General features: G+C 38.8%; 18 protein-coding genes. 9 read left to right on the top strand and 9 right to left on the bottom strand.

Annotation, left to right across the window (positions count from 1 at the left end; translation table 11 throughout):
* Position 1: 1 nt before the first annotated feature.
* The 3 genes from ABD009_RS04180 (at position 2) to ABD009_RS04170 (ending at position 3,904) form a co-directional block, all read left to right on the top strand.
* Positions 2 to 2,509: a glycoside hydrolase family 31 protein gene (locus tag ABD009_RS04180; protein WP_343822949.1), complete on the top strand. Its 2,508-nt coding sequence runs from the start codon at positions 2 to 4 to the stop codon at positions 2,507 to 2,509.
* Between the two features lie 108 nt (positions 2,510 to 2,617).
* Positions 2,618 to 3,484, top strand: a complete 867-nt coding sequence (locus tag ABD009_RS04175; protein ID WP_343822947.1) for an alpha/beta hydrolase — start codon at positions 2,618 to 2,620, stop codon at positions 3,482 to 3,484.
* Between the two features lie 111 nt (positions 3,485 to 3,595).
* Positions 3,596 to 3,904 (top strand): hypothetical protein, encoded by a 309-nt coding sequence (locus tag ABD009_RS04170; protein WP_155695527.1) that lies wholly within the window; start codon positions 3,596 to 3,598, stop codon positions 3,902 to 3,904.
* On the opposite strand, the gene ABD009_RS04165 is transcribed toward ABD009_RS04170, so the two are convergent.
* On the bottom strand, positions 3,894 to 4,406 hold the full coding sequence (locus ABD009_RS04165) for a hypothetical protein (RefSeq protein ID WP_343822944.1): 513 nt from the start codon (positions 4,404 to 4,406) through the stop codon (positions 3,894 to 3,896). The genes ABD009_RS04170 and ABD009_RS04165 overlap by 11 nt on opposite strands.
* A gap of 376 nt (positions 4,407 to 4,782) precedes the next feature.
* Here ABD009_RS04165 and ABD009_RS04160 point away from each other — a divergent pair, with 376 nt between their 5' ends.
* The 4 genes from ABD009_RS04160 to ABD009_RS04145 all read left to right on the top strand — a co-directional run bounded on the left by ABD009_RS04160 (position 4,783) and on the right by ABD009_RS04145 (position 8,683).
* The gene (locus ABD009_RS04160) at positions 4,783 to 6,237 is read left to right on the top strand and encodes an MFS transporter (RefSeq protein ID WP_330997778.1); all 1,455 of its coding nucleotides are present in this window, start codon (positions 4,783 to 4,785) and stop codon (positions 6,235 to 6,237) included.
* A gap of 72 nt (positions 6,238 to 6,309) precedes the next feature.
* Entirely contained in the window at positions 6,310 to 6,897 is a 588-nt protein-coding gene (locus tag ABD009_RS04155; RefSeq protein WP_343822942.1) for an NADPH-dependent FMN reductase, read from the top strand.
* 250 nt (positions 6,898 to 7,147) lie between these two features.
* Positions 7,148 to 8,188 carry a LacI family DNA-binding transcriptional regulator gene (locus ABD009_RS04150; protein ID WP_343822940.1) on the top strand — a complete coding sequence of 347 codons (1,041 nt, stop codon included), beginning with the start codon at positions 7,148 to 7,150 and terminating at the stop codon, positions 8,186 to 8,188.
* Positions 8,189 to 8,200: 12 nt separating this feature from the next.
* On the top strand, positions 8,201 to 8,683 hold the full coding sequence (locus ABD009_RS04145) for a glutathione peroxidase (protein WP_343822938.1): 483 nt from the start codon (positions 8,201 to 8,203) through the stop codon (positions 8,681 to 8,683).
* Positions 8,684 to 8,791: 108 nt separating this feature from the next.
* Here ABD009_RS04145 and ABD009_RS04140 read toward each other — a convergent pair whose 3' ends face one another.
* The 7 genes from ABD009_RS04140 to ABD009_RS04110 all read right to left on the bottom strand — a co-directional run bounded on the left by ABD009_RS04140 (position 8,792) and on the right by ABD009_RS04110 (position 17,527).
* A complete protein-coding gene (locus tag ABD009_RS04140; protein ID WP_343822936.1) occupies positions 8,792 to 10,804 on the bottom strand; it encodes a methyl-accepting chemotaxis protein in 2,013 nt (670 codons plus the stop codon).
* 103 nt (positions 10,805 to 10,907) lie between these two features.
* Complete coding sequence (locus ABD009_RS04135) at positions 10,908 to 11,735, bottom strand: symmetrical bis(5'-nucleosyl)-tetraphosphatase (protein ID WP_343822934.1); 828 nt, start codon at positions 11,733 to 11,735, stop codon at positions 10,908 to 10,910.
* Positions 11,736 to 11,743: 8 nt separating this feature from the next.
* Positions 11,744 to 12,106, bottom strand: a complete 363-nt coding sequence (apaG, locus tag ABD009_RS04130) for a Co2+/Mg2+ efflux protein ApaG (RefSeq protein WP_343822932.1) — start codon at positions 12,104 to 12,106, stop codon at positions 11,744 to 11,746.
* Positions 12,103 to 12,963: a 16S rRNA (adenine(1518)-N(6)/adenine(1519)-N(6))-dimethyltransferase RsmA gene (rsmA, locus tag ABD009_RS04125; protein WP_343822930.1), complete on the bottom strand. Its 861-nt coding sequence runs from the start codon at positions 12,961 to 12,963 to the stop codon at positions 12,103 to 12,105. The genes apaG and rsmA overlap by 4 nt, the downstream gene beginning before the upstream one ends.
* Positions 12,964 to 13,962: a 4-hydroxythreonine-4-phosphate dehydrogenase PdxA gene (gene pdxA, locus ABD009_RS04120; RefSeq protein ID WP_343822928.1), complete on the bottom strand. Its 999-nt coding sequence runs from the start codon at positions 13,960 to 13,962 to the stop codon at positions 12,964 to 12,966.
* A complete protein-coding gene (surA, locus tag ABD009_RS04115) occupies positions 13,962 to 15,254 on the bottom strand; it encodes a peptidylprolyl isomerase SurA (protein ID WP_343822926.1) in 1,293 nt (430 codons plus the stop codon). Before surA ends, pdxA begins: the two co-directional genes overlap by 1 nt.
* Positions 15,255 to 15,265: 11 nt before the next feature.
* Entirely contained in the window at positions 15,266 to 17,527 is a 2,262-nt protein-coding gene (locus ABD009_RS04110) for an LPS-assembly protein LptD (RefSeq protein WP_343822924.1), read from the bottom strand.
* Between the two features lie 179 nt (positions 17,528 to 17,706).
* Between ABD009_RS04110 and djlA the strand changes: the two genes are divergently transcribed.
* Entirely contained in the window at positions 17,707 to 18,552 is an 846-nt protein-coding gene (gene djlA, locus ABD009_RS04105) for a co-chaperone DjlA (protein ID WP_343822922.1), read from the top strand.
* A 102-nt stretch (positions 18,553 to 18,654) separates the two neighbouring features.
* On the opposite strand, the gene ABD009_RS04100 is transcribed toward djlA, so the two are convergent.
* Positions 18,655 to 19,704, bottom strand: a complete 1,050-nt coding sequence (locus ABD009_RS04100; RefSeq protein WP_343822920.1) for a DUF3530 family protein — start codon at positions 19,702 to 19,704, stop codon at positions 18,655 to 18,657.
* Between the two features lie 157 nt (positions 19,705 to 19,861).
* Between ABD009_RS04100 and hemH the strand changes: the two genes are divergently transcribed.
* A complete protein-coding gene (hemH, locus tag ABD009_RS04095) occupies positions 19,862 to 20,935 on the top strand; it encodes a ferrochelatase (RefSeq protein WP_343822918.1) in 1,074 nt (357 codons plus the stop codon).
* Positions 20,936 to 21,006 lie beyond the last annotated feature (71 nt).

Genomic DNA, 21,006 nt, shown 5'->3' with positions numbered 1-21,006 from the left:
TATGCGTTTCGTTAGTTTTATCTTTGTTGTTTTATTCGCTGTTACGCTCTCTTTTGATGCTAGTGCGAATAAAACCTATGTTAGCCACTCTTTAAACGGTCATACCCTAACTGTGGTGCACAGCGAAGGGAAAATTGACATCACAGCTCTGCACGACAATGCCTTTGAAATTAGGCCATTGGCGAACCCATTTGTACGAGCTGACTTTCCAAGCTTCGCTAAAGACCCAAAGCAAAACTATCGACCTAAACTCAAAGTAATAAACAGTAAAAGCTCGCTGGCTTTTTCAACTAATACGCTGAAAGTCAGTATAGACAAAGCAAGCATGCAGCTTTCTTACTTCAAAAATGAACAACTTTTATTATCGGAAGAGTCTGGATTTTTTGGCTCTCATGCGTTGCAAGGTTTCCGGTTTAAGTTGGATGAAACTGAACGCTTAATGGGAACGGGCGAACGAATATTAGGCATGGACCGAAGAGGGCACAAGTTGCCACTCTATAATCGAGCTCACTATGGTTATGGCACTCATTCTGAGCAAATGAACTTTAGCATTCCCGCAGTTATGTCTTCTAAAAAATACATTGTTTTGTATGACAATCCGGCTAAAGGTTTTATCGATCTTGGCAAAACCGAATCTGATATTTTACAGTTTGAGTCAGTTGGAGGTCGCCAGGCTTATATAGTAGTCGCTGGTAACGACTATCCTGATTTGATCCACCAGTACGTTAAAGTAACAGGCACACAACCTCTGCCTCCGCTTTGGGCGTTTGGCAATCATGCCTCCCGATTTGGTTATCGCAATCAAACAGAAGTGGTTGAAACGATTAAATCCTTTAGGGAAAAAGACATCCCCGTTGATTCAATAATTTTAGATTTGTACTGGTTTGGTAAAGACATACAGGGGCATATGGGTAACCTTGAGTGGGATAAAAGTACCTTTCCTGATTCTAATACGATGTTAAATGAATTAAATGACCTAAAGGTGAAAACCTCTTTGATCACAGAGCCTTTCATTTTGAATACCAGCAGCCGTTGGCAAGAAGCGATTGAGAATAATGTTCTTACCAAAAACATTACTGGCGACAAGGTAAAAACCTACGACTTTTATTTTGGACATACTGGGCTTATAGATGTGTTTAGCAACGATGCGCAAGATTGGTTTAAGACTATTTACCATGATATTGCTACGCAAGGCGTAAGTGGAGTGTGGGGAGACTTAGGTGAGCCAGAAGTACATCCGGCTGATATGTTGCATACACTTTCTGAAGCTGGCATTACCGCTTCTGCGAATGAAGTTCACAATGCCTTTGGACATCAGTGGGCAAAATTAGTAAATGAAGGTTTAAATGAAGCAATGCCAAATGAACGTCAATTTATTTTGATGCGCTCAGGTTTTGCCGGCTCGCAGCGTTATGGCATGATCCCTTGGACTGGCGACGTTTCAAGGTCTTGGGATGGACTCAAACCACAACCAGAATTGACCATGCAAATGGGCTTGTTAGGCTTAGCTTATACTCACTCTGATTTAGGCGGTTTTGCTGGTGGCGATGCCTTTGATAAAGAAATGTATATTCGTTGGCTTCAGTACGGGGTTTTTCAACCAATTTATCGTCCACATGCGCAAGATAATATTGCCCCGGAACCTATTTTTCATGATGAAGAAACCCAACAAATAATAAAACGTTTTATAACGCTTCGTTACCAGTTGCTACCTTATTTATATTCCATGGCGTATCAAAATTCGATGACGGGCTTACCGTTAATGAGACCTATGTTTTTTGAAAATGATACGCCAGAGTTTCAAACTGAAACTCAACAGTTTATGTGGGGCGATGCGTTTTTAGTTAAGCTAGTGGCTGAGCCCAATCTAGCGTCAATAAAAGTTAAATTACCAAAGGGTCAGTGGACAGATTTTTGGTCCAAACAAGTTTATCAAGGTGGCCAGGAGATCGAGTATCCGTTATCGCTAAATACAATTCCGGTATTTGTTAAAGGCGGATCTATTGTGCCAACAACAAATGCAATTATGACAACGGCTGATTACTCTACGGAATCTTTAAACCTTGATGTGTATTACGATCAAAGCCAACTATCAACCACTGCGACTATTTATAATGATGACGGTATTTCTCAAGACTCTTTAGCAACCGGAAAATTTGAAAAGCTAGTTATTAATGGCGCGGCTCATCAGTTGAAGGGCAGTCCACGGTATGCAATGAGTTTGGAAAGGCAACTTGGTGCAGGTAATGGTTATCCGGGTATGCCTCTTAATCGAACGTTTAATATAACCGTTAATCATTGGCCAACAATGCCAATTTCCATTGACGTAGCAGGCGCTGAAATAGCGCTGTTTAATAATAAACAAGAGTTTAAGCTCGCGCAGCGTGGAGCTTTTTATAACAAGGCTTTACAGCGCATAGAAATTAAGTTTGATTGGAATGCTGATATACGAGGTGCATCGGCGGCTAAAAAATTAGCAAACGATAAAATGATGATGACTATTCGTTAGTTTATTGCGATTAACCCAAGTTAAGTAAGTTAAGTAAGTTAATTTAAGCTTGGTTAAGTAGAGTTGAATCGAGCTTAGGCTGCCTTTCAAAGTAAAAGGATTTAAGTTATGAAAAAAGTAATGCAAAGAGCTTGTTTGTCTTTGGTTTTTGCCTTGTTTGCTGCCAGCGCTGTTAGTGTTGAGCGTGACCCAAAGGGTTATGCTGATGTCGTTCACAAAGGTTCTGTCATAATTGAAAATAACGCTGTGTATTTACCATCATTAAAGCGCTCTCGCACGTTACGTATTTACCTCCCACCTTCTTATGACAAAAATCAAAGCAAACGTTATCCGGTGCTTTACATGCACGATGCTCAAAATTTATTTGATGACAAAACAAGTTTTGTTGGTGAGTGGGGCATTGATGAAAGCTTGGGTGCAATTACGATGAAGTTTGGCTTTGAACTGATTGTTGTAGGCATTGATAACCATCCGCAAAAAAGGCTCAATGAATATAGTGCCTGGCCGCATGAGAAGTACGGTGAGGCAGAGGGGCATTTATACATAAAGGATGTTGTAAATGTAATTAAGCCATACGTAGACAGCAAGTTCAGGACTTTAACCAACAAGCAAAATACCGCGATGCTTGGAAGCTCCATGGGCTCACTTATTACCAATTATGCAGCAGTAAAATATAGTGATGTATTTGGTAAAGCCGGCCTGTTTTCCACCTCATATTGGTATGCTCCTGATATCTATAGCTTTACCATTGGAAATTTGCCACCAAAAGAAAACAAATGGTATTTTTTGGTAGGTGAAAAAGAAGGTGTTGATGTTGTTCAAAATCAAAACAAGATGATCGCCTTGCTAGCAAAAAATGGATTCAAAGCTCCAAATATTAGGGCTAAGACTGATATCGAAGGTGAACATAATGAGAAATTTTGGCGTAGAGAGTTTTCTGAAGCAATTATATGGTTGTTTAATCTAGATAAATAAAATCGATACTTGCGGCTTACCTAAAAGGAACTATCTTTAGTAGTAACTTAAGGATAAATTGCAGTGACGTGGCCAAAGGAATGGTCGTAATAACATTTAAAGGATGTCGATATGCAGGTTAAAAAAGCTTGGCAGTTTCTACTGTTTAATTCTGAGAAAGGCTACTACACAGGTTACAAAGGTCCAGAAATGTTTGGCGAATTAGATCGCGCTAGAGTGTTTCGAACGCACGGCGAGGCTCATATGGCGATGCTAGGGCTAAATGTTGTTTTAGAAGTAGAGTCTGTTTTACTTTGGCACAGGACTGATGAAGTTGAGGTAGAAAGCAGTAATCGTTTTTCTGGCTATAACCAAAAAGTGGCCGCTAAGCCACTTAGAAATCATTTAAGAGTGGTTGCAAATAACACGATTAATGAATAGCTGTATTGCCGTTAGCACCATAATTCTCTTTGTATTTAGCTGTCACCAAGTAATCAACAATTTGTTTATTACTATCCACTAGCGCATAACCTTCTACAATATCTTTATTACTTTGTTGTTTTGGCTGGGTTTTAAATGCCCAAATCATATTTTTGTCGTCAGTCTTTTGTTTGAGGTTTTGCCATTTTGAATGTAGGTGTCCAAACGGCAGGTCTGGCACAATCGTATTTGGGTCCTTAATTAACTCACTGTGTTCCACCGATTCAATATTTACCGGCAAAATTAAGTCTTTGTAAGAGATTGGTGGCTTTCTGGTTTTGGGTTTTGGCATTGCTTCAAAGCTTATTAGCATCATTACTATTGGCCAGAAACAACTAGTTAAAACCACAGCCGGTAACAATTTTTTTAAGTGGAATGTACTTTTATTTGTCTCTGAATTAGTGTTAAATCCGTACAAAATTAGGCTAACTGCTAACCCTGCAACAAGATATAGAGCAATCATAATTAATACTCCCTCATACGTCCGGTAGGGGTCATAAAGACTCCAATCCTTCGGACTTAATTATTATTAGTATTTAAGCTGAGTGATTCATAAATGAAGTCACCCAACAATTAAGATCATTAAGTGTTGCAGTAGTTTTATAAAATGCCAGTTTAAAACTAAAAATAATTATGGATTTTAGGTAAAACCTTGTAACTCCGGACCTTTTATTTTTATTTACTTTTTAAATTGAATAGCATTATGAGAAGGTCTGAATACGTATGTATGGGTTTGTTTGAGCTCCACCTTCGTTATAGTCTGAAGCGTTAATTTAGCGCTGTATAACGCTTTATCAAATTACATAAAAATAACAATAATAGTGCGTCTACAACAGGATATTTATATGAATCAACCGAAACTCTCCTTTTGGCAAGTTTGGAATGTCAGCTTTGGCTTTTTAGGAGTTCAAATAGGTTTTGCTTTGCAAAACGGTAACGTTAGTAGGATTTTATCTGATTTAGGAGCAGACCTGTCATCACTATCCTTATTTTGGTTAGCTGCGCCAATTATGGGTCTGCTGGTACAGCCAATAGTAGGAGCTTTATCAGATAAAACGTGGAATGGAATGGGTAGGCGTTTGCCATTTATTTTTGGCGGCGCAATTGTTGCGGCGTTGGCAATGGCGTTATTACCCAATGCCGGGCTGTTAGTTGCTTTTATACCGCCAATGTTATTTGGTTTGATAATCTTTGCCATCAAAGATGCGGCATTTAATGTTACGTTCCAGCCTTTCCGTTCTCTAGTATCAGACATGGTACCCAAAGAACAACACAACATGGGCTACTCTGTTCAAACTTTGTTAATCAATATCGGTGCTGTTGTTGGTTCTATTCTACCGTTTGTATTAACGAACGTTATAGGTTTAGAAAACGCTTCTAAAGCCGGTGAAATAGCGCCTTCTGTTGTTTGGTCATTTTATATTGGAGCGACCATTCTTTTAGGTTCAGTGCTTTGGACCGTGTTTAGAACTAAAGAGTATCCGCCAGAGCAATATAATGAATTTAAGGGATTAAGCCCAGAAGTTACCAAAGCCATTGATGAGCCTAAAGAGCCGTTATTAACTCGTTTAGCTGGTTTTTGGCAGTTACTAAAAGACTCCCCACACATAATGAAGCAATTAGCTGTGGTTCAGTTTTTCTCGTGGTTTTCATTGTTTATTATGTGGACGTATTTACCCGCTGCATTGACCCAAAATACATGGGGCGTTGCAATTGATTGGTTTGACCCAAGTTATCTAGCTGCAAACTCTGTACCTGATGCTATCTCAAAGGCTAAAGGTGCTGCAGGTGATTGGGTTGGTATTTTATATGCTGCTCAAGCATTGTTTTCAGTAGCGTTTGCGGTGGTACTGACAAAACTAGCCAATACATTTGGCAGAAAAGTTGTTTATTCGCTGTCGTTATTGGCTGGTGGTTTAGGCTATATCAGTATGATCATTTTTACAGATCCAACAATTACGACGGTTAACCTTTATATTACCGAAGTTACCGTTCCACAGGGAGCTGTTGGTATTGTCTTGTCTATGATAGGCGTTGGTATCGCATGGGCTGCTATTTTAGCTATGCCTTACGCAATATTAGCCGGCGCTCTGCCAGCGGATAAAACCGGTGTTTACATGGGTATCTTTAACTTCACGATAGCGGCGCCACAAATTATATCTGGCTTAGTAAGTGGCTGGATATTGGGCTCAGTATTCGGCAATGAGGCCATTTATATTATTATGCTCGCAGGCGTATCGATGATTTTAGGTGCGGTTTCTGTGTTATTTGTTAAAGACAAAGAAGTAGCTTAGCGTTAGTATTACTTTATTAAGCCCAGCTTTATGCTGGGTTTTTATTAACTAAGACAACGACTAGGGTTAACTATGAACATTACCGTTATTTCAGGAAGTACTCGCAATAATTCAGCAAGTTACAAAACATCGCTGTATCTACAACAGCAATTATTGAGTTTAGATGATAGTAATGATGTCAGCATTTTTGACTTATCAACAGCCAATTTACCAATGTGGGAAGAGTCTCTAGACCTAACAACTTTGTCTAAACCTCAAAGCGAACTTGAGGCGGCTGATGCGTTTATTTTTGTAGTTCCTGAGTGGCACGGTATGGTTCCTCCTGCACTCAAGAATATATTCTTTTTATTCACTGGTGTTTTTCGCCATAAGCCGGCATATATCGTAACTGTATCTGCTGGTTCTGGTGGCCGTTATCCGATTCAGGAAATGCGCTCAACGGTTTATAAGAATACCTATCTCAACTTTTTACCCGTTAATACTGTTATAGACAGAGTTAATAGCATTATTGATGAAGCGGGTTGTTATATTGGTGAAAAGCAATTTGTTGCCAATCGTGTTGATGAAGGTTTACGTCTATTGTTAGAGTATTCAAAAGCATTTCAGACAATTAGAAAAAGTAAAATTGTACTGGAAAAACGATTCCCTAATGGGGTTTAGTGGCTGATATCGGCAAATACATAATACTTTGTTTAAGAAGGCCGCACTTTGCGGCTTTTTTTATTGTAGGAAAGAGCGTTTAACCTTAAAATAAACTGTCTGAGAAAATCTTCTTTTACCGAGCACTTAACCTTTTTGAATACGTATGTATTTTTCCTCTTGTACTTGATTATCTTCTTTAAATATTGTTTACACCCAATCTTTTGCTAGGTACTATTGTTCTATTGTTAATAATACGTGTGAATTATTTGTGAAAGGTAAAGCAACCTCATTTGATATCGCTTATAGCGCCGGTGTTTCTCAGTCTACAGTGTCTCGAGCACTTAGAAATAGCCCATTGGTAAGTGATAAAACGAAAGAAAAAATTCGCCAAATAGCAAAAGAGCTAAATTATACGGTAGATAAAAATGCTAGTAGTTTACGTTCTCAAACTAGTACAACATTGGCCCTGTTGTTATTTGAAGATCCCAGTAGCGACGATTCACTCGTAAATCCATTCTTTTTATCTATGTTAGGTAGTATAACCAAAGAGTGCGGAATTTTAGGTTACGACCTTTTAGTTTCATTTCAAGAGTTAGACGCCGATTGGCACTCTGTATTTAAAGATAGTAATAAGGCGGATGGCCTTATCTTGCTTGGATATGGTAATTACTTAGATTATGAATCTAAACTCCATGAACTCGTGAGTCATGGTACACCTTTTGTTCGTTGGGGTGCCGCAACTAAGAGCGTGAACACATGTTCAATTGGCTGTGATAACTTTCATGGCGGAAAACAAATCACCCAGCACCTAATTGATCTTGGACGAAAAAATATTGCCTTTGTAGGCAATGTAGATGATGGCTCACCTGAGTTCATGAATCGATTTGAAGGCTACAGTGAGGCACTACAAGAAGCCGGACTTGTTGTTGATGACAGCACACAAAGGGATGCGGTTAATACCGAAGACGCTGGATATGATGCTGCAATCAGTTTATTAGAATCAAAGGTTAAAGTGGATGCAATTGTTGTAGCTAGTGACTTAATAGCTGCGGGTGTATTAAATGCACTTCAATCAAGCGGCCTAAAAGTACCGGAAGAAATTGCCATTGTTGGATTTGATGATATACCCGTTGCAAGATACACACAGCCAGCTCTTACTACTTGTCGTCAGGATTCTGCGCAAGCTGGCGTGTTGTTAGTGGACAAGCTTGTTGAGCTTATAAAAGGTGAACCCATTTCTAACAGCTTCATGAAAACAGATTTAATAGTGCGTGATTCGTGTGGTGCTAAATTAAAAAGCAAAATTTAATAGGAATATCAAATGAGTGAATTTTACGGTTTTTCTGCCACTTCTATTAGTGGGCAAAAAATAGAAATGTCGGATTACAAAGGTAAAGTTGTATTAGTTGTAAACACAGCAAGTAAATGTGGTTTTACTTACCAATACGATGGTTTACAAGAGCTCTACGATGCATACAAAGATAAAGGTTTAGTTATCCTTGGCTTTCCTTGTAATCAATTTGGTGAGCAAGAGAAGGGCAATAGCACTGAAATTCAAGAGTTTTGTCGTTTAAATCATGGTGTTGATTTTCCATTATTCGAAAAGATAGATGTAAACGGACCAAAAGCTCACCCTATTTTTCAGCACCTTAAAACTAAAAAGAAAGGCATGCTAGGTACTGAAAGCATTAAATGGAACTTTACTAAGTTCTTGATTAATAAAGAAGGTGAGGTTGTTGAACGATTTGGCTCAACGACTAAGCCAGGAAAGTTAAAAGCTCGAATTGAAGATTTGATTAAATAAACTAGAAACTAGAAACTAGAACGCAAAGCATAAAAAAACGCCCGATGGGCGTTTTTTTATGAGACTTTAGCAAGCTAAGATAGCTTGCTGTCCATCAACCTATCTAAATTACAACCTAAACTGCTCTACAGACTGGCGAAGCTCTTCTGCTAACCTAGCAACTTCTTGCGACGATAAGTCTGTTTGTGTTGCGCCTGAAGCCGTTTGTTCAGCAATAGCAACAATAGACTCTAATCGCTCACTGATTTCATTACTAACTTGATTCTGCTCTTTCGCTGCAGACACAATTTGCTCACTCATGTCATTTGCTTGATGCACTGAGTCAGTAATATTATTTAATGCCATAGTGGCTTTTTCAGTTTGAGTTACACAAAGCTCAGCTTGCGTTTTACTATGATTCATCACACTAACTGCTGATTTAGAACCGCGTTGTAGTTGCTCAATCATATTTTGAATTTCTTGCGTAGACTCTTGCGTCTTACTTGCTAGCGATCTTACTTCATCAGCAACAACCGCAAAACCTCGGCCTTGCTCACCAGCTCTTGCCGCTTCAATAGCAGCATTTAATGCTAGTAGGTTAGTTTGTTCAGCGATGCCTCGGATTACGTCCAATATACCGCCGATAGCCGCACTGTGCTCATTAACCTCATGAATAACGCCAGAAGCTTGTTCAATTTCACTCGCTAAACCTAAAATGGTTTGCTTGTTGTTGTCCGATATGGTTTTAACACGCTCTGCGTCTTCATCAGCTTGTTTTATATCGGCTAAAGCTTCGTTTGCTCTATCCATTACTGAATAAGATGTACTTGCCATTTCCGTTGTTGCCGTCGCGGCTTGTTCTACCTGTGAGCGCTGCTCATTAATAGCTACCGTTGACTCTTTTACAACCATTGATGTTTCTTCTGACGCCGTAGCAAGCTGGTTCGAGCGGCTTACAATTCCGTGAATCAGGTCTCGTAGGCTGTCTATTAACTTGTTACAGTTTTTAGCAAGCTCACCAAATTCGTCATTATTACTTGTATCAAGTTTAACGGTAAGGTCGCCTGTAGATACAACGTTTAATACTTCATTTACTTCACTAAGAGGACGAGTTACTCGAATAACTGTTTTATAACCAATAAAGAGTGAAAGACATAAAGCAACTAACATCACTATTAAGTTTTTAGATACACCACTACTTACAGACTCTTTTACACTAGAGGTTGTAACGTGCAATTCGTCTTTGATTGTATTACCCAACTTTTTAAGTTGAACAATGCTTTGCTCTGAGAATTGAGTTGTTTTGTTCAACAGCGAATAAGCTTCTTGGCGTTTATCTAACAATGCAACCTTAGTGGCTCCAACTGAGTTATTTGAATTAATTAACTCATTTACTAATTCCACTTGTTCTAATAATGAGTCAATACCGTCATAGTTTTTGCCCTGAGATTCAGACTTTAAAACGGCCACCGCTTCATTTATGTTTTTTTGGAAAAAATCTATTTCTTTACGGATGGTGACAACAGTGGAGCGGTTGTCATTTTTGCTAATATCAGTTATCGCAGTAATGATACTTAGCATATTAGATTCTATTTTTGTAGCAGCAACCACTGATGGATTGTCATTTGGCAATTCATTAAGGTCTGTAAAATCAAGAATAAAAGTGGCTGCGTCGTCAGCAGCATATTCAGTTTCTTCTAATTGCTCGTTTACTTTATCTGCCAGTTCCAATGTGCGCTTTTTTGCAGAAAATAATTGATAAGCAGAAGAAGTGAATTGCTTGTAGGAAGCTTTAACTTTAGGAATTTGAGAGCCTAGTGCGTCAGTTTCCGCCACAATATTAGTTAAACTCTTAAGCTCTTTATCCATATCAGATACTTGGCTATTAAAGGCTTTCACTGCCTGCTCTACTTCTTCGTAACTATTGGCATAGTAGTCTAATAAAGTGGTTTTACTCATTGCCATAAACTGTTGCTGCAAGGCAGCACTAGATTCCATGGCCGGAACAGATAAGTTATTTACAGTCTCCGTTGATTTAGAAATATCGTTTAACACTAAAACAGAGTTAATTCCTAAAAATAGTAATAGAACTGCAGTAATTGAAAATCCTCCAATTACTCTCATTGCAACGGTCAATCTCATAAGTTCTCCTGGGCGGCAGACTGCTAACTTTTTAATATGTAAAAGGTATCGGCCAAATTTGTGTTTTTATTAGTTAAAGCTATCAAAATATAGCAATATTTTTTTATAATTTATTAATACCGGCAGGCACTTTCACGGTTTCCTGTGTCTGCCAGTTTAATATAGTAAAGTAATTGCCCCATACATAACCCGTGTCTAACGGTATTATATTTGGATTGGAAGACTTCCCCATTAACGATGCCCAATGACCAAAAATCCACTTTATTTTGCTAAAGCGTTGATTATCAAAATCAAACCAAGGGATTAGCTCAGAGTCATTAGGTAAAGAGTCGGGAGAGTCCTTAAAATTCAAGTCTAGTGTACCTTCTTTTGAACAATAACGCATGCGTGTTAAGCCATTAACAGCATAGACCAGTTGCTCATTTTCTAACAAATTTTGTGACCATAAAGCGGGCGTATTTGTATACATGTTAGATAAGAATTGAATGTAAGTTTTAGAGCGTAAGATTTGCTCTAATTTTGAGGAGTAATAAACGGCATCTTCAGTGCTCCAATTAGGTGGTAACCCCGCATGGCTCATATAACCTTTGTTGTTCGGCAGTTCTAGTAACATAGGTTGATGTCTTAACCAATCACAATACTGGTGTATATCTGCGTGGTTTAACAAATCTTCAAGTTTGTCTTTGGGGTTTTTGCTTTTTATTCCATTAGCAACACTTAGGAAGTGTAGATCATGATTACCAAGCACAGTTTGGATTGAGCTATCATTTTGTTTTACAAACTCTAACGTTGCTAAAGAGTTTTCGCCACGGGCAACTAAGTCACCCGTAAGCCAAAGAGTATCTTTACCTTTGTTAAATTCAATTTCAGCTAACGACTGTTGCAAACCGTCGTAACATCCTTGTAAGTCGCCAATAAAGTAATCAGTCATGAGTTGCTCTAGTGTACGATATTTGGAACAGCCAACCTAAATACACTTATTGGTACTTGTGCAGTTTCTGAGTCTGAAACAAACTCATAAAACCCTTCCATGGTACCTACTTCTGTTTCTAATATACAACCACTGGTGTAAGTGTAAGTTTCATTTGGCTCGATTGTTGGTTGTTCACCAACTACTCCAGCCCCTTGAACTTCAACCTTTTTCCCATTTGCATCGGTAATTAACCAGTAGCGGCTGAGCAACTGAGCTGGAAGATCACCGTTATTCGTGATGGCAATGGTATAAGCAAACACAAATCTATTTTGTTTTGCATCACTTTGCTCAGGTATGTCTCTAGTTTGTACGACAACACTTATATTCATTTAGCCTGTGACTCGCTTTTGTTTTTCTCATACCATTGTGCAATAGAAATGTAATCTTCAAGTGATAAATTCTCAGCGCGAACTGTCGCATCTATGCCAAGCGCCTGTAATTGCTCAACACTAATAATGTTTTGTAGGCTATTTCTTAACGTTTTTCTGCGTTGATTAAATGCTTCTAAACAAACGGTGTTTAACATAGCCGGCGATACTTGATTTCGAGCGTCGTGTTCTTTTGGTATTAACCTGATCACTGCTGAATCAACCTTTGGCGGCGGTACAAAAGACGATGGTGGTACATCGGTTACCGGTACTGTTCTGCAATAGTACTGTGTCATTACACTTAAACGGCCAAAAGCTTTCGTATTAGGTGCTGCACACATGCGATTAACAACTTCTTTCTGCAGCATAAAGTGCATGTTTTCAATATTGTCTAAATAATCAAAAAGGTGGAACAGTAGCGGTGTTGATATGTTGTAAGGTAAGTTACCAAAAACCTTTAATTTCTTGTCTTCTCTTACAACTTGGTTGAAATCAAATTTTAGCGCGTCAGCTTGATAAATGTTTAATTTAGGGCCCATAAAAGGGTGGGTCTTTAATCTTTCAGCTAGATCTTTATCTAGTTCAACAACATTTAGAACATCTGTTAGTTCAGCTACCGGCTCAGTAATCGCACCTAAGCCCGGACCAATTTCCAAAATGTTGTCACCTACTTTAGGCGCTATCGCTCTTACGATACGCTCAATAATATCTTCGTCAGTTAAGAAGTTTTGACCAAAACGCTTTCTTGCTTTGTGACCGTGGTGAATACCTTTTGATGGATCAAAATGTTTTTTCTTCGATGTTTTATGCTTGCTCATTTAGCGTTTTGCCTTGTTTTCAATTGCCATTTTTATGGCGTGTGCGATTGCAACTTCCATGCTTCCTGTATTTGCGGTGCCGGTACCGGCTAAGTCTAAAGCAGTTCCATGATCAACAGACGTTCTGATGTACGGTAATCCTAGGGTAATATTGACGGCATTTCCAAAACCCTTGTATTTTAGTACTGGCAAGCCTTGGTCGTGGTACATTGCTAAGACTGCGTCCGCGCTGTCTAAGTATTTTGGTTGAAATAAAGTATCTGCTGGAAGGGGCCCAACAAAGTCCATACCCTCAGCATTTAATTGAGCTAAAACAGGTTCGATAATCTCTATTTCTTCTTTACCTAAATGACCGCCTTCACCTGCGTGAGGGTTTAATCCACAAACTAAAATTTTAGGCTTGTCTATGCCAAACTTAACTTGTAAGTCTTGGTAAAGGATAGTGGCCACTTTAGTGATCCGCTCAGGAGTGATTGCTTTTGCAACATAAGCTAAAGGAATATGCGTAGTAACTAACGCGACTCGCAAACCTTCTGTCGCTAAAAGCATAACTACATCAGACGTATTTGAGTGATTTGCAAAAAACTCGGTATGTCCGCTAAAAGGAACACCTGCTTGGTTTATAATACCCTTGTGAACAGGTCCTGTGCAGATTGCATCAAAGGTGCCTGCCATATTTCCTGCACTAGCTGTTGTTAGTGTATCAACAACATAACGTCCATTCTTTTCGTTAAGAACACCAACTTCTGTCGCTTCTGCTAATGAATGGTGGATAATAAATAATTCGCCAGGAGTATGCTTTTCAGGCCCGCCTTCGTCTGAAAACTCTTTGAGCTTAATAGGTAAGCCTAATAAAGCGGCTCTCTCTTGCAACATGTCTTTGTCAGCCAGCACAATAATAGTTGCCGGCCAATCTTGTTGGGCAATTTTTAAAACAAGGTCCGGGCCGATACCTGATGGCTCACCCGGAGTTATTGCTATTCTAGGAAAGTTACTCATTAACCAGTAACGACCTCAATATAGGCTTGTTCTCTAATTTCACGTAACCAACTCTCTTGTTCTTCATTGAATTTTCGTTTGAAAATAATTTGATAAGCGCGGTCTTTTTTCGTTTGTTCTGTAGTATCTGCTTTCCTAGTTTCTAATAACTGAACTACATGCCAACCAAACTGAGTTCGGAATGGCTGGCTAAATTCACCAATCTCTAATTCAGCTAATGTTTCTTTAAATTTAGGAGCGTATATATCAGGGTTTGCCCAACCTAAGTCACCACCTTTTAACGCTGACCCAGGATCTTCAGAATGGGTTTTTGCTAGCTCTGCAAAATCAGCACTGCCAGATTTTACGTCTTTAACAAAACCGGCAAGCATATTTTTCGCTTTCTCTTCACTTAGTATAATAGATGGTTCTAATAAAATGTGGCGAGCTTTCACTTCTTTTACTTCAACTGTTTCACGCCCGCGAACATCAAGTACTTTTATAATGTGGAACCCAGCACCTGAGCGAAGAGGACCAATTAGAGAGTTTTTAGCTTGCCCTTTAATGTTTTCTGAAAATAGAGTAGGCATTTCGTTTACACTCATGTAACCCCAGTCTCCACCTTCTAAAGCTTTAGCACCAGAAGAGCTAGCAATAGCAATTTTTTTAAAGTCGCTACCTTGCTGACTCAATAACTCAATTACTTTGTCAGCAACTTGTCTTCGGGCTTGAGTTTCGCTTTGAGTTGCGTTGCTGTCTACGGCAACAAGAATATGACCAATTTGGTATTCCTCTTTGCTGGTCTGTTGTTCAATAACTTTTAGCAGAGATGTTACTTCCTGTTCAGAAATGCTAACTCTACGACGAACGTTGGCACGAACAACTTCATTTAACGCAATATCTTCACGAAGCTGCTCTCTATAGCGTTCATAATTTTGGCCTTCAGATTCGATTTTTTTACGTAAACCGTCAATAGACAAGTTGTTGCTATCTGCAATATTTTGAATTATAGAGTCTAGATGTGCGTCACTAATCTGGATCCCCATACGCTCGGCGAGCTGCAGTTGAATGCTTTTTAAAACCAGCTTGTCAATTGCTTGGGCTCTTAGCACCTTTTCACCAGGTAGGTTTTGATTTGCTAATGCAGCCCTAGTGCGTACCTCAGCAATAATCGACGCTATTTCGCCTTCCAAAATAACATTATCGTTAACAACGACTGCAACATTATCTATTCGTTTTGCCTCCGCATTAGTCGCAAAACTGACTAAGCTCGTCAGTGCTACTACTGCGCTAATTAGCGTATTCTTAAACATATTTTTTCTCATTATTTTGTAATTAAGTAAGGTCGGCGATAGGCAAATATACTGTTTGAAAACATTTTAGATATTTTTGATGCTGTGTCGCCACCTAATCCACTTAAGGTGAAGTTGATGCTGATTCCATTTTCATATTCAACATTTGAATTTACGTTAAAATCAGGGTTATTTAAATCTAATACTACTTGTCGTTGAGCAGACACTTGAATGCTCCAACAACAAGAGCGGTATTCGAAGCCGATTAAGCCATCTAAGTCTAGCTTTCTCTCAGAGTCATAATGATAGCTTGTAGCAATGGACCAGTTCTCATTTAGCTTATAGCTGCCAAAAATACCTGATTGATTAATTGTCACATCTGCAACATCCCGCGCATAACGCTGGTTAATCTGAATATTTTTATTTTCATCAATCCAATAGTCTAGAGCGATAAATCCTGTTTCTACTTTGTCATCATCTCGGTTATATAAAAGGCCACCATCTATTTGCCAATTTTCCGATAGTTGGCCAAAGACTTCGATAGCAAGTGAAGGCTTCGAGTTATCAATATCGTCATTAGTTCCCGACAATTCTTCATCTTCAGATAATTTATGGACCTGGCCTACACCAAAGCGGAACAGTTCTTGGTTTTTTTCATCAAATATACTAGTTGAAATACCAAGAGTAACCTGGTCCATGGCATCGATTCGATCAACGCTGGAGTAGCTTTGATCTCTAAATAAAGCAAAATAATCTTCTTTTAACTTTTGAGAGTCGTAAAGACCTATGCCTTCTTGATTAGAGCTTTGCACATATACGTATTGCAGTTTTGGCTCTAAGGTTTGTCTTACGTTATTTCCAAAGAATTGAGTTTGTTTCTCGAAGTTTAAACCGGTTAAAAGTCTAAATTTACCCACACCTCGGTCAATTTTATTCTGCTCGTTGTCACTTTTAAATTGCTGTTGATAGTGAGTAGCTAAATAAGAAAGTGTAGATTCGAACTGAAAGCTAGGGTGGTAGTAATTGTAACTAATAGCAGGCTCTACATGAAGCCGGTCTACCCGGTGTTCATCTTTTTCACTATTTTCAAAGTGGGTATAGCTTGATTTAATATTGACCCCTAAACCAGACTCTGACGTTACTGCATCCCAGTCTAGATCAACTTGAAAAGGAATTTTATAAGACGGGTCATGTTGACCTAATTCAACCATATCTTGGGTGAATATATTTAATTGAGTGCTTTTTGTAGAGTAACGTAAAAAAGCAAAATTATTCAGGTGTGTATCAGCTTGGTGATGGTAATCACTGTTAAATTCACTGATATAATTATCGTCACTCAGTTCGGTCCATTGAACTTGCAAGTTCCAGTTTTTATTTAAAACAGACTCATGTTGCACAAATGCCAAATATCGCTCGTCCAGTTCTGGGTATCGTTGATCACTATTTAGATACTCCAACTGTAAAGTATTTTCTGTACTTTCAGACAAATGACGCAAATTACTCTCAAGTAGCCAACCACGCTGCGACATATAAGCAGGCGTTAGTGTTAAGTCGTAATTAGGAGCAAGATTAAAATAAATGGGTTGTGCATAATAGGCACCGTATCGACTAGAACTGCCAAACTCAGGAAATAGTAATCCGCTTTTTCGAACATCAGTTAGTGGGAATGTAATGTAGGGAACATACAAAATAGGCACATCACCAATTTTAAAAACAGTGTTCCAAGCTTCACCCCAGCCTTCTTCCTGTTTTATGTCTATCTCACTTGAAGAGAACAACCAGCTAGGATCATCGCCAGGGCAAGTAGTAAAAGTTGCCAACTCTAAAGACAGTTCGTTGTTGTTTTTTATTGAAAAAGATTGAGCAGTGCCTCGTCCGGCGTTAAATCCAAATTGATAATCGGCGCTTATTAGCTCGAAATTTTTGTTCTTTTCATCAATGAAGATTGATTCACCAATCACAGTGGCAGCTTGTGAAGACAGTTCGACATTACCTTGGGCTAAAAATTGTCCGGTTTCTTCATCAAAGGTTGCTTGTTCGGCTCGCACGGTTTGTTGTTTTTGAAAAATAATAACGTTGCCATCGAATTGAATTCTCTCGCCTCGAATGATGTCTGTGGAATCACTTTGAACAACAAATGTATCTTGGGGGATTGTTCCGCTAAATGCATTAGAGACTGATTTTAATGCACTTTTTGATTGTAACGGTTGATGGCATAGTGGATCTGCAAAAGCTGGCAAACATACCAAACCTGTCCATAAAATAAGTGCCTTTTGTGCAGAGTGCTTTTTCAAACTTTAAATAACCTCAACTAACCAATAACCAGAAGCGTGAAACGCATAATTTCGCTGGTCTAAAATAATTTAATAACTGATGAATTCTATACGATTTTTTTATTGTATACTACGAAACTAGCGGAAATTGAGTGTAATTAATCCGGTTTAAACGTTTCATTAGTTGGAAGTGATTAGTAGTGATAGGAAAAATAGCAGGTGCGTTGTTTGGTTTTTTATTGGTTCGCCATTTTTTAGGGGCGTTAGCTGGGTTGTGGATCGGCCACTTATTTGACAAAGCTCTACAACGAATGAATGACAAAGGTAACGTTGAAGAGTGGTTAATAAGTAATGATGCCAAACAATCAATCTTCTTTTACACTACGTTTTCAGTTATGGGGCATGTTGCAAAAGCCAGCGGCCGTGTAACGCCAGAACATATAAAAACCGCCAATGACTTTATGGATCAAATGCGCCTAAACGAACAGCAAGTCGCGGAAGCGAAGGATGCATTTCGTGAAGGCAAGTTACTTGGTTTTCCATTAAAGAAAAAAATAAAACAATTTAAGAACCATTTTGGCAATCGCCGAGACTTATGCCAGTTTTTTTTAGAAATCCAAATTCAAACGGCCTACTCAGACTCTATTCTGGAAGCTGACGAATATAACTTGTTAATTAACATTGCTAAGCAACTGGGCTTTAATAAGCGTAATCTGACTCAGTTGATTGCCATGTGGGAAGCAGAAATGCGCTTCCAAAATTATAAACAGCAGCAACAAGAAAAGTACAAACAATATGATCGAAAGAGTTCTTCTTCTCAAGAAGCAAAAGCGCCAAGCTTATTAGACGCCTATGCTGTAATTGGAGTAAGTGACAGAGATTCAGTGAGAGATATCAAAAGGGCATATAAGCGTTTAATGTCTCAAAACCACCCGGATAAACTGGTTGCCAAAGGGTTACCGCCAGAGATGATGGAAGTGGCCAAACAAAAAACTCAAGATATACAGTCTGCTTATGAAATTATCAAAAAGGCTCGTGACTTTTAAGCGAGCTTTAAACCTTCCAGTTCACTCGCTTCCTTTGTTAAATGCTTGCTGGGTGAGTGAGAGCGCCCAACCACCAACTAACCAACTAACTAATCCAATAATCTATAAGCCCACGGCGTTAGTAAAACCGTATATTTCTTTTATCATTCTTCTCTGTTGGTCTCGGTAGTCAAAAAAGAAAGTGAGTTCACGTTGGCGATAGTTAGTTTTGAAATTTTTACGTGCCATTTTCTTTCGCCACTTCTTTATCGCATGTGTCCATTGGTTATGGTTTGCTGAAATAATGTCAAGCACTGGAAACTCAGTTTTAGCCACTTCATCTGCAAAAGCTCGGTTTAAATCTGCTTGTGGCATATAGGCACCAATCATGATTAAACCGTCAGGTTCAGGTATTTTTTGCTCCGCTATTAATCGATTTAACCAAAAGCAGGATTGCCCCTCACAAATCATTAAATAAAAGCCGGGATAAATGCTAGTAAACTCAAAGCCAGATTCTAAACGTTCACCAATCGCTTTTTGAATTCGCTCGCTGAACTCTGCCTCATAATTAGGACTCAAGTCTTCCAATTGTGCGTATAAAGATGGGTCAATGGCTGCTTGCTCAACATTACTTGTTGTGTCGTCAGTATTTTCCGTTTGCTGATCATTCTGAGATTCAGTTTGTTGTGACGACTCGTCGGAAGTGCTCTGCGCGGCGCCTTGTTGCTCTGATTGATCAGAAGTCTCAACTTGCTCATTTTCTTGCGGGCTATCAGATTCATTTACCCAGGCTTGTTTTAGCTCTGGTAACGAAGGCATGGTGAGAACTAATGATGTCCAGCCGTAGTTGTCTAAGTCTTTATAAAGTGCAGTAGTCACGGCCTGCCTAAAAATAGATTGATTGATATCGGGCAATATAAAAGCAATTCCCTTAGGAATACCTGTTGTTTCTTCTTTGTGTAAGGCGACAAATTGTTCGTTTTTTTCTGTTTTAAGGACTCGAACGTTTTGCTCAGGAATGTAACGTTTTAAGTCTTGGAATAATAATGAAGAAGCACTCAGTTGATTTGTCGTTTGGCTATTGGCCTGATCACTTGGCACAGCTGACTTAACTAAATTACTGTTAAGTAATAAAGTTATCAGCAAAACTAGTTTTATCGCGCTAGAATACATACAACTCTCTGACGTGGTGAGCTACTCTTTAATAAAAATGTATCGGCCTTTAATGTAAATTCTAAACCTGTTTTTAGTAAATCATTTAAAGTAAACGAAAAAGAGAAAGTAAGCGTACTACCTCAAATCGCAAAAATTAGTAAATATAGAGAAAATAATGAAGTTTCAAAATACCCCAAATTTCAGCCATGGACAGCAAGATAAAATAGGCGTGTTGTTAACAAATTTAGGTACGCCAGATGCGCCCACTAAAGAAGCGCTAAAGCCTTATCTAAAAGAGTTTTTGTCGGATCCCCGAGTAGTAGAAATACCGCGACTAATTTGGTGGTGTATTTTAAATGGTGTGATTCTTCCATTTCGCTCTCGTCGTTCTGCCAAGGCTTACAAAGGCGTTTGGACTGAAGAGGGATCGCCGCTGCTAGTAAACACTCAAAACATAGCCAACAAAGTCGCGGAACATTATTCTGATAATAGTGATGTGATAGTCGATTTTGCAATGCGTTATGGCAACCCTTCAGTAGAAAGTAAACTGCAGGGCTTGCTTAACCAAGGCGCTCGAAAGGTTATTGTTTTGCCTTTGTACCCTCAGTACTCAGCAACAACAACGGCGTCAACTTTTGATGCGGTGGCAGATGTATTTAAGAAAACCCGTTTTATACCAGAGCTCCGTTTTGTAAATCATTATACTGACTCGAAGAAGCTGATTGTTGCGTTAGCAAATAAGATTAGAAAGTCTTGGGAAGCAAATGGTAAAGCAGACAAACTTATTTTCTCTTATCATGGTATTCCTAATCGATATTGGCACAACGGCGATCCTTATGCTTGCCAGTGTCATAAAACATCAAGGTTGCTAGCGGAAGAGCTGGGGCTAGGTGAGGGCGAATACCTAACTTGTTTTCAATCAAGATTTGGTAAAGAAGAGTGGGTTAAACCTTATTTGGATCACACTTTAAAAGCACTTCCATCTGAAGGTATTAAGTCAGTGCAAGTTGTTTGTCCAGGCTTCTCAGCAGATTGCCTAGAGACAATAGAAGAAATAGGCGAAGAAAACAGAGATTACTTTTTAGAAGCAGGTGGTGAAAAGTTTGAGTATATAAGTTGCTTAAACGATGAAGCTGAACATATTGATGCCTTATCTGAAATTATAGACAAACAGATGTTAGGCTGGAATGTTGAAGCTGATGTGGAAATGAGAGACAAAAGAGCCGAGGCCCTTAGACAATCAAAATAAATAGCATTTAGACGTCTATACGTTTAAATATCCATGTGGTACATTTGCTGCACTTAAATTTAATCTGCATG

This window comes from Psychrosphaera haliotis (genome assembly GCF_039523615.1).
Classification (GTDB): Bacteria; Pseudomonadota; Gammaproteobacteria; order Enterobacterales; family Alteromonadaceae; genus Psychrosphaera; species Psychrosphaera haliotis.
This window is presented reverse-complemented; position numbering and strand designations above follow the sequence as displayed.